Raw genomic sequence first — 11,574 nt, 5'->3', positions numbered from 1 at the left:
CAGTCAATCGTTGATGGATTTCCTATAAACTATAAGGTAATCATTAATATGGTTGTATAACAAATCATAAGGTTAAATTTACAGTAGTGAAAATAATAACTCATTGTTTAAATTTACGATTAATCCTTGTCTCTTTTTACTTTTATAAATCTTTGTCTATCTTAAATATAACTACTTAGGTTTAGTAAGGGATTAATGATGAAAAATATCGGGGATTTAAGTTTTAGAGCTTTACTAGAGCATGCCCACATTGGCGTTATCATTCATGATTGGGATACATCAATAATTTACATTAACCCGACTGGTTTAAAGTTATTAAAAGTTGGTTATGATCAAGCTATAGGTAGAGACTCATTTGATACACATTGGACTTTCATTGATGAAGCTGGCGATATTTTAACGGTTAAAGATTACCCAGTTAATCAAGTTAAAAAAAATAAAGAAAGGGTGATCAACAAAGTCATTGGTGTATTAGGAAGCTCTGAAGATGAAATAAGCTGGTTTTTAATGAATGCATATTATGAAGGCAACGATAATGACGATAAATTTATTGTTGTAACCATTACTGATATTTCTGAATCCAAACAACTTTTTTCTTTTCAAGATGTAGTAGAAAACACTCAAGATATGGTGATTATTACTGATGCAAAAAATATCAAATATCCCGATGGTCCAAAAATTGTATATGTAAATAAAGCATTTGAGAATTTGACGGGTTATTCCTCATCAGAATTGATTGGTGAAACACCTAGAATTTTACAGGGGAATTTAACAGATCCAGAGGCTAAGCAGAGGATCGCTAAAGCACTTGAGAATAATAAAGAAGTGACAGAAACGCTGTTAAACTACGACTCTCGTGGCCGACCGTATTGGGTGGAAATGAATATTATTCCGCTAAAAAACAAATTCTCAGAAGTCACTCATTTTGCCGCAATTCAACGTGATGTATCTACCAGCAGATTTCAAACAGAACAGCTCGAAAAGAGAAATAGGGACTTAAAAGAGCTTAAAAATAATCTAGAAAAAATTGTTCAAGAAAGAACATTCGAATTACAAAAAACAAAATCGCAGTTGGAAAAAATTGCTTTTTTCGATCCTTTAACAAGCATTCCTAATCGCCGTTTTTTTACTGATCAAGCAAATAAACTAGTTAAATCTTCAGTTAGACATGGTGGAACAATTGGATTCGGGCTATTTGATGTCGATGACTTTAAAAAGGTTAACGATACTTACGGGCATAATGTTGGTGATAGCGTTCTTGTTAATCTGGCCAAACTTTTAACTATAATATTACGCGCTGATGATGTTTTTTGCCGTTATGGAGGTGAAGAGTTTGCATTCGCGTTAGTACTTAAAGCTCCCTCCGATGCCGAGCTGGTCGCAGAAAAAGTGATTAATGCTATTAGGGAGCTAAGAATACAATCAAGTGATAATAACAGTATTAATGTAACAGTAAGTATGGGATTAAATATAGTAAACCCAACTGAAAAAACTGACATTGATGATGAAATTAAAAAAGCGGATATAGCTATGTATGACGCAAAAAAATCAGGGAAAAACCGCTATATTATTTATTCCCCGAAATAAATAGATAGTGAGTCCCACTGGAACTGATTTGCATGGATTAGTAGGCCTTTAAAGATTTTAATCCTTTTTTATTTGATGAATTCACACACTGGTTTACAATTTTAAACAATTTTCGTCTCTCTAAGTTGACCTGACTCATACTTAATGAGTAACCTGTGGGCTCAATAATAAAAGGGATTCTATAATGCGTTTAAAACCTCTTGTTGCCACGTTGGTAGCAACCTGTTCACTGGCACTTTCTTCTGCAGCCCATGCCGATGAAGGCATGTGGCAACCTCATCAACTACCAGAGCTTGAGTCAATTTTAAAAGCCAAAGGGCTTGAAATTAGCGTTGATTCAATTTCAAAATTAACCGAATTTCCAATGAATGCGGTTATCAGCTTAGGCGGTTGTACAGCATCGTTTGTTTCGCCAAAAGGCTTAGTTGTAACTAACCATCACTGTATTTATGGTTCGGTGCAATATAATTCAACGCCTGAAAATAACATTTTAGAAAATGGCTTTTTAGCAAAAACACCGGCTGAAGACTTACCAGCTGCGCCAGGTTCACGTGTGTATGTGACTGAAACAGTGACCAACGTGACCGATAAAGTGATTAGCGGCACTAACGAGCTAAGCGCAAAAGCACGCTACGATGCGTTAGAAAAAAATCAAAAAGCACTTGTTGCACAGTGTGAAGCTGATGCCAGTTACCGTTGTAATGTGTATTCGTTTCATGGTGGTTTAGAGTTTTACCTAATTAAATCGCTGGAAATTAAAGATGTACGTTTAGCGTATGCACCTGCCATGGGCGTAGGTAAATACGGTGGCGATATCGACAACTGGATGTGGCCGCGCCACACGGGTGACTTTGGTTTTTACCGCGCATACGTAGGTAAAGATGGCAAGCCAGCAGAATACAGTGAAGATAACGTACCTTACGTGCCAGAGTCTTACTTAAGTGTAAGTGCTAAAGGCGTGCAAGAGGGCGATTTTGTCATGGTAACAGGCTATCCAGGGCGTACTAATCGTTACCGTATTTCGGCAGAGGTCGATTACGTATTTAACGACAGTTACCCTAAAGCACGCATGCACAATACTAAATACGTGTCACTGATTGAAGAAAACTCAGAAGATGGCAGTAAAGCGCGTATTGCTTACGAAAGCACCATTGCAGGGTACAACAACTACATTAAAAACTATGGCTCAATGATCGAAAGCTTTAAAAAAGGCACTATGTTTGAGCGTAAAAAACAATTTGAACAAGAACTTACAAGCTGGATCAACAGCGATAGCGAGCGTAAACAGCGCTACGGTAACGTACTTAATGAGTTATCGGCGTTAGTGGCACAATCGCAAGAGCACAGCGAGCGCGACCGTATGGTAGGCTATGTTCACCGTTCACAAATGATCAGCACTGCACGTCGTTTATACCGCTTAGCGGTTGAAAAACAAAAGCCAAATAGCGAGCGTGAATCAGGTTATCAAGAACGTGATTTACCGCGTATTAAATCTTCTCTTGAGCGTATGTCACGTCGCTTTGATGCCAATGTAGATAAAGCTATATTACTGCACTTTTTAGAGCAATATGCAGCATTACCTAAAGCAGAGCGTTTTAGTGAAATTGATAAAGCTTTTGCTTTAGAAAACGGTTTTGATAAAGCAAAACAAAGTGCATTGCTAGATGAAATGTATGCCAAATCAACGCTAGATAATGAAATTGTACGTAATTCATTATTTGAACAAACACTAAGTCAGCTTAACCAAAGCCAAGACCCATTCATGCAATATGCTAAAGCTATATTTGCTGTGATGAAAGCCGAGGAAGATAAGTCAAAAGCCTTGGCAGGTAAGTTACAAGCTGCTCGCCCAGAGTTAATGAGTGCGATTATTGCCTTTAACAAAGCGCAAAACAAACCGGTTTACGCCGATGCAAACAGCACATTACGTGTAACTTACGGCACGGTAGGCGGTTATTCTCCGCAAGATGGATTAGTGGCTACGCCGTTTACTTCTCTTGAAGGCTTACTGGCTAAAAACACCGATGTTGACCCATTTAATGCACCTATAAAGCTGCAAGAGCAAATTAAAGCGAAGCTTTATGGTGATTACACTGGTGGCATGAATACTGTTCCAGTTAACTTTTTATCAAATGTAGACACGACAGGTGGTAACTCAGGTTCGCCAACGCTTAACGGCAATGCTGAGCTGGTGGGTTTACTGTTTGACGGTGTGTACGAAAGCATTATTGGTGATTGGGATTACAACCCTGAACTGAATCGCTCAATTCATGTAGATTCACGCTACATGTTATGGGTAATGGATAAAGTAGATAACGCCCAAAACTTATTAGACGAAATGAAAATCGTAAAATAAGTAGCAATTAAACTAATAAAATGGCGCTCACCTTAACCGGAAGCGCCTTTTTTTGGTTTAAACATTTCTGATTAATTTAGCTTAGGTACGGGATGCGGGATGCGGGATGCGGGATGCGGGCTAAGTGCTAAGTGCTAAGTGCTAAGTGCTAAGGGCTACGAGGTTCGTGTTGCGGGGGGGAGCTAATTTGTTTTTAGCAGTAAATGTCTTTAGTAGCAGCGATTTTATATCGCGTCAGAGTTAAGCCTAAATAAGTATTTACCACCGAGAACACAGAGTTCACAGAGAAATACTTAAAAGATAGCAATCCATCTCTGTGCAGCGCAAAGCGCCTCGGGAGTCTCTGTGGTGCAAAAATTGTTTTTAGCAGTAAATGTCTTTATTAGCAGTGATTTTATATCGCGTCAGAGTTAAGCCTAAATAAGTATTTACCACCGAGAACACAGAGTTCACAGAGAAATGCTTAAAAGATATGAATCCACCTCGGTGTAGCGCAAAGCGCCTCGGGATCCTCTGTGGTGCAAAAATTGTTTGTAGCAGTAAACGTCTTTCGTAGCAGCGATTTCATATCGCGCTAGAGTTAAGTCTAAATAAGTATTTACCACCGAGGACACAGAGTTCACAGAGAAATACTTAAAAGATAGCAATCCATCTCTGTGTAGCGCAAAGCGCCTCGGGATTCTCTGTGGTGCAAAAACTGTTTTTATCAGTAAATGTCTTTTGTAGCAGCGATTTCATATCGCGTATTTATGGGCATTAGCATTTTACTCGCGCCTCTTAGCCCGAAGCCTCCCATCCACTTCTCTTTGTGTAATAAGGTCTTTAAGTGATTTATGCACAAAGAGGGCGAGGAGACGCTGCGCTTTTAGAGGAAGAGATAAAACAAGGCTGTTTTTAGTTAGTCACTGCCATGTAGTGCCACGTTATCTTTGCTGAGAATGTAAGGTGACGATTTATAGTAAACAAAAAACCAGCCTAATATGGCTAAAATTACGCCTAAACCATATTTGCTAAAAATTGGAATATACATCATCAATGTAATGACGACCGCCAAATATAACAACAATGTAGCCCAAAATAATTTTGAGCTGATAAGTTTCAATCTCAACTGACAATTGGCACATTTAAAGTAAATCGGGAATGCAGATAAATAAAGGCTGAAAACATCTATTTTATGTTCACACCGAGGGCACAGACTCATAAATTTCCTTGTACTTTTAACGGCCTTGTTAGCTTTCGCTTACACCAACTTGTTGTGCCACTTGACCTGTTAGGGAAAAATGAACCTCAATATCAGTTGGTTCAATATTTTCAATTTTATACTCACCACCCAACAGCCAAGGTTTTGTTAAGTTATAAATTTGGTTGTGTGATAATGATTTACCTGATTTTATTAAATCACCTACCATTTGAACTGCAAAGTATTCTATAACGAACTCTTTATCGGCTAACAACTCATTAAAGCCTTCAGGTGTCTCAGCTACTTGTGAGAACTCACCGCCTCCTGAGTCTAGCCACCAAACTTGGCCATTATTTATATTTTTAACAAATGCATCACCGGAAGCTGAAAGCAATATAGGTAAATATTCTCCATCCAATAACCACTCCCATTCAGATAACAGAGAGTCTCGTTCAAGGTGCGAGAAATTTACCGTTAAGTCATTTAATGTCATCTGAACTTCCTAGAAAGCTAACTTTTAAATAAGGGGCGCGGACGTGTGGGCTAAAATCCGAACGAAGTGAGCTAGCCCACATGTTCGCGTCCCAGCCCGCGTAGCGGGCGAACTTGATTTTTTTGTTATGTGCGTTAACTATCTACGTCCTCTTTGGAGGTTGTCTTTGGCACATTGTCTTGAATTTCGTTATTGAGAACTACAGTTTCTTTATGCTTTTTCATCATTTTCAGAATTGCTGAATCTGCTGAATCAATAGCTCCCTCAAGTGAAGTTGTTAGATTTGCTAGATCTGTAAACTCATCTCGCGCACTCACTTTCAATTTCAATATTTCTAGGTCTTTTTCATTTGTTGGAGGAGGCGTTAAATCAATTTGGTTTTGCCAAGACTGCATTTTCTGAATTGCTGAACTATTTATTCCTGCAAGTAAGAATTGCAGTTCCCCTTTTGTTTTTTTATTTTCATTGATAACAGCAGTTTGGTATACGGCAGTGGCTGTCCCTATAATCCCAACAATTAGGGATAACACGCTTAATGGATCCATAAAATGTCCTTATTTGTAAATTTACCGAAGCACATAACGCCTCGTTAAGAGGCAAATAATATGTTGGCTAAAATAAGCAACGCAGGAGCAAAAGCCAACTGTTATTTGTCCTGCTTTAACGACTTGTTATGTTGCAACTCGCTGAAGTAAATCTTGGGCACCATATATTGTTATAAATGCCACAAAAAACAAACCAATTAACCTCAAACTTTTGTGAGCATCGGCAGGAACAGCGACCATAGCAGCAATCCCAAACTTTTCGCCTAAATACCACAAAACCACTTTATCTAACCCCCAGAATATTAAAAAAAGATCAATACAAACCAATGCCTCATAGCCCATATCAAAGTAATGAAAAGCAAAGAAGAGAACTAAGAAGACTATAGCTAAACTAAATAGCGCCTTTTTTAACATCTGAAGTGACAAAACTGCTCCCTGCAACATAACAATTTAATAGTGCGCCCATCGCGCATATCTCTGCCAATGTCGCGCTCACTTTTCTATTTTATATAGTTTTAACAAATTACCTAACATATTACTATCACTAAGTTTTTTATTATGTTTAATAATTACTTAAGGAGAAATATGCGCGCTTAGCTCATTTTATTGAATATATGAGCAAACGGTAGTTTGAACACTTAGTTAGATAGAGCGTTACATCTATTTCCTTCAACATTCTTTAGTATATTTCATGTGCACTTTGTAACCATTAAATGCTACGTTAGATGTAACTATATTGAAGGAATAAATTATGAAACTTGAGTCTTTAGCATTGCACCATGGTTATGAATCTGAAGCCACCACAAAGTCGGCGGCGGTGCCGATTTATAACACCTCTTCGTACACCTTTGATAATACCCAGCATGGCGCTGATTTATTTGATTTAAAAGTGCCTGGTAATATTTATACCCGCATAATGAACCCAACCAATGCGGTGCTTGAGCAGCGTATTGCCGCGATGGAAGGCGGTATTGGTGCGCTGGCTGTGGCCTCGGGTATGGCGGCGATTACCTATGCGATTCAATGTTTATGTGAAGTAGGTACTAATATTGTAAGCACTAGCCAAGTGTATGGCGGTACTTATAACTTATTTGCCCATAGCTTGCCGCGCCAAGGTATAGAAGCGCGAATGATTAAAGCCGATGATTTTGACGGTTTTGAAAATGCCATTGATGAAAACACTCGAGCGGTTTTTTGTGAGTCGATTGGTAACCCAGCTGGGAATATTGTCGATATTGCTCGCCTTGCGAAAATTGCCCACAGCAAAGGGGTGCCTTTAATTGTAGATAACACCGTGGCTACGCCGTATTTATGTCGCCCATTTGAGTTGGGTGCCGATATTGTGGTGCACTCACTCACCAAATATATTAACGGTCATGGTACTGCGATTGGCGGCATGATTGTTGATTCGGGCAAGTTTGATTGGAAAGCCAATGCGACTCGTTTTGCGATGATGAATGAGCCTGATCCGTCGTACCATAATGTAGTGTATACCGATGCGTTTGCTGAGGCGGCATTTATTGGGCGTTGCCGCGTTGTCCCTCTTAGAAATACCGGTGCGGCGCTTGCGCCTAAAAACGCATCAGATATTTTAATTGGCCTTGAAACGTTAGGGCTAAGAATGGATCGTCACTGCGAAAACGCGCAAAAAATTGCTGAATATTTAGAGAGCCATCCTAAGGTACTTTGGGTTAATTACGCGGGATTAAAATCAAGCCCGTATAATGAAATGAGCCAAAAAATTACCAATGGTAAGGCGTCGGGTATTTTAAGTTTTGGTATTGCCGGTGGCCTTGAAGCCGGTACGCGGTTTATTGATGCCCTAAACATGATTTTACGTTTGGTTAATATTGGTGATGCTAAATCGCTGGCGTGTCATCCTGCATCTACAACGCACCGCCAACTAAATGATGAAGAACTGGCTAATGCGGGTGTGAGCCGCGATTTAATTCGTTTATCGGTGGGTATTGAAAACATTGATGATATTATTGCCGATGTAAGCCAAGCACTCGATAAAGCCTAAATCGTACGGTAAATACCTCAAGCTTTTTTGAGGTATTTATTTTTGTAATTAAAAAGGAGTGCCGTTAGATGAAATTTTTAATTTTTCTCGGTTCGGTTAGAAAAAGTACCCCACCTAAGCCTGCGCGTTTAGGGGAAAGGGTAGCAAAAGCATGTGAGCGTTGTTTGCTTGAGCACTATTCTGAGCATGAAATAGAGCTTATTGATCCGCTCGATTACGATTTTGACCCAGTGTTTAAACCGCACTTTGCTTATTCGCAGGCTGAGGTACCTAAACAGCTTGATGATTTAGCGGCAAAAATTAAAGCCAGCGATGGCTTTGTTATGGTGAGCCCTGAATATAATCATTCGATGAGTCCAGCACTCGCTAATATGCTAAACCACTTTGGTAGTTCTTTATTTGGCTATAAACCTAGCGCGATTGTTACCTATTCTGCAGGGCAATGGGGCGGCGTTCGTGCTGCTGTTGGCATGCGCAGCTTTTTGAGTGAATTGGGTTGTTTACCGGTATCAGCAACGATCCATGTACCAAAAGCGCAAGACGTATTTATTGAAAGTGGTGAAGCAAACAATGCGGCAGAGCAAACAGCGTGGGATAGCTATTTTTCGCGCACCTTTAATCAATTAATGTGGTGGGCTGAGGGCGCAAGCAAACAACGTGAGGCGTTAGATCCTAAGCAATTAAGCAAAGATTTTAAGCGTGACCCATCACAACGTAATGCGCCTTAACGGTTGATAAATTTAAGCTAGTCTTTGTTTGCGTCTTCGCGAGGGGAGGCCAATATTGCTTGCTTTTGTTCGTCGGTTAAAATAATCCAGTCAAATATTTCGTCGCTAGTGCGCCCGCACCCAGTGCAGTAGCCATTCATTCTATAACATTCACCGATACAGTCTGTTTTTAGATGAGTGGATTGTTTACTGGGTGTTTGGCGCATACATTCTCTCGTAATTATTTAGTGGCGACGGGCTTTCCTACTTCTAAAGAGGTCGACCAAGTTTTAATTTTTGATAACGTTTTGCTGGTATAAACAGAAATAACCGGTGACTTGTCATCAAGTACAAAGGTAGTTCGCAGCGACGTTTCTGACTCTTTTTGCGTTTCTAACCAGTTATTTGTTTTAGTTAAACACTGGCGAGTGAGTTCAACCGCTTGTTGATGCATAGCAACGGCTTGTTGTTGATCTGTGTAGCTTTCTTGGCAACGGTAGGTCACAGTTTGCTTGTTAAAGCTAGTCACTTGGCAGTTATCGCCAAACACGTTGTACTTTGCACTCCACACATCTAAATAAGGTGTTTTTACTTTAGTATCTTTTAACGCTTCAAAGCGATTATCGTATTCGGTTATTAAGCCATCCATTTTTTCACAGGGCGTTAAGCTGTCTAATTTGGCTTTTTGCTCGCTGGTTAAACTGCTACATCCAGACAAAATAAGACCAGTGAGTATAAGCGATATATAAGTTTTCATAGTGCGCTATCCTTTTGTAATAGCTATTCCTTGAATATTAGCTAAAGGATACCTAAGGGAGAGAATAAATGCTATTGAGAAGGCTGAATTAAAAAGAAAAATTATGGCTTTTTATAACGATGTGCGCCACATAATGGCGCACACAGTAATCGTTGTATTTACTTATGACGACCTTGTAGGCAAGCAACTACATCAGTGAGTTCTAACCCTTGTCGTTGTAATAGTACAACAAGGTGATACAACAAATCAGCTGACTCGTTAGTAAGTTCATTGTTGTCGTGTTTCATTGCCGCAAGTGCCACTTCTACACCTTCTTCACCTACTTTTTGACAGCTACGGCTTAAGTCTTCTGCAAACAGTGACGCGGTGTAGCTTTTAGCTGGATCATCATTTTTACGAGCAACAATGACATCTTCAAGTTGCGCTAAAAAGCTTAAGCTTGGTTTTGCAGCATCACCAAAACAGCTTTGTGTGCCTAAATGACAGGTTGGGCCTTCTGGGTTTGCAAGTACAAGTATAGAGTCGTAATCGCAATCGGTATGCACCGATACCACGTTTAAAAAGTTTTCTGATGACTCGCCTTTGGTCCATAAACGCGATTTAGAGCGCGAATAAAAAGTCACTTTATTACTTTCAAGTGTTGCTTTAAGCGCTTCGCTGTTCATAAAGCCTTGCATTAAAATTACGCCAGAGCGGGCATCTTGAACAATGGCAGGGATCATCTCGCTTTTAGCGAAATCAACTTGAGTTTGGTTTTCTAAGGTTACTTGCATAGTCTTGCTGCCACTTGGTTATCGATTAAAAATTGTTTTAGTTCACCGATGTTGATCACGTTTTTGTGAAAAACACTGGCTGCGAGTGCACCATCTACTTGGCTTTGTTGAAATACATCAACAAAATCTTGCATGCTGCCTGCACCACCAGAGGCGATTAAAGGAATATCACACAGCTGGCGTATTTTGCTTAGTTGCTCGTTGTCGTAACCGTTGCGCACACCATCTTGGTTCATACAATTTAAAACGATTTCGCCCGCACCTAAGTCTTGTACGCGTTTAACCCATTCTTCGGTTTTATAACGGGTGCGGCTTGACGCATTAGGATCGCCAGTAAGCTGATAAACTAGATATTCACCGGTTGTTTCATCAAAAAAGCTGTCAATGCCTACAACCACACACTGCTTGCCAAACTCATCATGTAACTCTTTAATTAGCTCTGGACGCGCAATTGCTGGACTATTAATACTGATTTTATCTGCGCCACGTTCAAGTACGCGAGCAGCATCGGCTACCGATTTAATACCACCGGCTACACAAAATGGAATATCGATATGGCGGGCAATGTTCTCAACCCAATTTACATCGAGTAAGCGTTTTTCAACGCTTGCACTGATCTCGTAAAATACCAGCTCATCGGCGCCCGCTTCACTGTAAGCTTTTGCAAGGGTAAGTACATCGCCAACTACTTCGTGACCCTTAAATTTAACGCCTTTAACGACTTGGCCGTCTTTTACGTCTAAACAAGGAATTATACGTTTTGATAACATGAGAATGCCTCGTTTTTAAAATTCTGATTTGAAAAAAAGCTGTTTTTACATTTATTATTTGTATGACTAAATAGAAGACACATAGACTGCACTTGATATGTTATTTATTTGATAAATTTGAATAGTTAATTTAATGAATGAATCTTAAAGCATTACTATGCAATGAATTCTTAGCCCCACTATATAATAAAACTCCGGCTATGTTAATCGCTAAAGCTAGAACTTAAAGTGATAATTAATGCCTTAACAAAGTATCCACTGCAAATCTAATTTAAATTTATAAAATACTAAAGTTAAGATGTTTCTTTGGAAAAATAACAACCGTTTTTGAACGAGTTTTTAGCATCATAAAAGGTTTGAAAAGGCGTGTAGTATATGCAGTT

Annotated in this window: 11 protein-coding genes; 4 read left to right on the top strand and 7 right to left on the bottom strand. The window is 39.4% G+C overall.

Features of this window, described 5'->3' with window-relative positions:
- Positions 1–195 precede the first annotated feature (195 nt).
- Together B1F84_RS15970 and B1F84_RS15965 are read left to right on the top strand one after the other, a co-directional pair.
- Entirely contained in the window at positions 196–1,587 is a 1,392-nt protein-coding gene (locus B1F84_RS15970; protein WP_240702036.1) for a diguanylate cyclase, read from the top strand.
- Positions 1,588–1,771: 184 nt separating this feature from the next.
- Positions 1,772–3,943 (top strand): S46 family peptidase, encoded by a 2,172-nt coding sequence (locus tag B1F84_RS15965; protein ID WP_131692053.1) that lies wholly within the window; start codon positions 1,772–1,774, stop codon positions 3,941–3,943.
- Positions 3,944–5,172: 1,229 nt separating this feature from the next.
- Here the strand turns inward: B1F84_RS15965 and B1F84_RS15960 are convergent.
- From B1F84_RS15960 to B1F84_RS15950, 3 genes are all read right to left on the bottom strand, one after another.
- On the bottom strand, positions 5,173–5,616 hold the full coding sequence (locus tag B1F84_RS15960) for a T6SS immunity protein Tdi1 domain-containing protein (RefSeq protein ID WP_131692052.1): 444 nt from the start codon (positions 5,614–5,616) through the stop codon (positions 5,173–5,175).
- 134 nt (positions 5,617–5,750) lie between these two features.
- A complete protein-coding gene (locus tag B1F84_RS15955) occupies positions 5,751–6,161 on the bottom strand; it encodes a hypothetical protein (protein WP_131692051.1) in 411 nt (136 codons plus the stop codon).
- A gap of 126 nt (positions 6,162–6,287) precedes the next feature.
- A complete protein-coding gene (locus tag B1F84_RS15950) occupies positions 6,288–6,587 on the bottom strand; it encodes a hypothetical protein (RefSeq protein WP_131692050.1) in 300 nt (99 codons plus the stop codon).
- 325 nt (positions 6,588–6,912) lie between these two features.
- Here B1F84_RS15950 and B1F84_RS15945 point away from each other — a divergent pair, with 325 nt between their 5' ends.
- Together B1F84_RS15945 and B1F84_RS15940 are read left to right on the top strand one after the other, a co-directional pair.
- A complete protein-coding gene (locus B1F84_RS15945) occupies positions 6,913–8,184 on the top strand; it encodes an aminotransferase class I/II-fold pyridoxal phosphate-dependent enzyme (protein ID WP_008112587.1) in 1,272 nt (423 codons plus the stop codon).
- A gap of 68 nt (positions 8,185–8,252) precedes the next feature.
- The gene (locus tag B1F84_RS15940; RefSeq protein ID WP_131692049.1) at positions 8,253–8,912 is read left to right on the top strand and encodes an NAD(P)H-dependent oxidoreductase; all 660 of its coding nucleotides are present in this window, start codon (positions 8,253–8,255) and stop codon (positions 8,910–8,912) included.
- A gap of 17 nt (positions 8,913–8,929) precedes the next feature.
- On the opposite strand, the gene B1F84_RS15935 is transcribed toward B1F84_RS15940, so the two are convergent.
- The 4 genes from B1F84_RS15935 to hisF form a co-directional block, all read right to left on the bottom strand.
- On the bottom strand, positions 8,930–9,118 hold the full coding sequence (locus B1F84_RS15935) for a DUF1289 domain-containing protein (RefSeq protein WP_082653630.1): 189 nt from the start codon (positions 9,116–9,118) through the stop codon (positions 8,930–8,932).
- Positions 9,119–9,132: 14 nt separating this feature from the next.
- A complete protein-coding gene (locus tag B1F84_RS15930; protein WP_131692048.1) occupies positions 9,133–9,648 on the bottom strand; it encodes a hypothetical protein in 516 nt (171 codons plus the stop codon).
- A gap of 158 nt (positions 9,649–9,806) precedes the next feature.
- Complete coding sequence (gene hisIE, locus B1F84_RS15925) at positions 9,807–10,421, bottom strand: bifunctional phosphoribosyl-AMP cyclohydrolase/phosphoribosyl-ATP diphosphatase HisIE (RefSeq protein ID WP_131692047.1); 615 nt, start codon at positions 10,419–10,421, stop codon at positions 9,807–9,809.
- Positions 10,412–11,191, bottom strand: a complete 780-nt coding sequence (gene hisF, locus B1F84_RS15920; protein WP_055012039.1) for an imidazole glycerol phosphate synthase subunit HisF — start codon at positions 11,189–11,191, stop codon at positions 10,412–10,414. Before hisF ends, hisIE begins: the two co-directional genes overlap by 10 nt.
- Between the last annotated feature and the right edge of the window lie 383 nt (positions 11,192–11,574).

The organism is Pseudoalteromonas sp. DL-6 (genome assembly GCF_004328665.1).
Taxonomy (GTDB): Bacteria; Pseudomonadota; Gammaproteobacteria; order Enterobacterales; family Alteromonadaceae; genus Pseudoalteromonas.
Note: the sequence above shows the minus strand (reverse complement) of the source record. Positions and strands in the feature narration are given on the sequence as shown.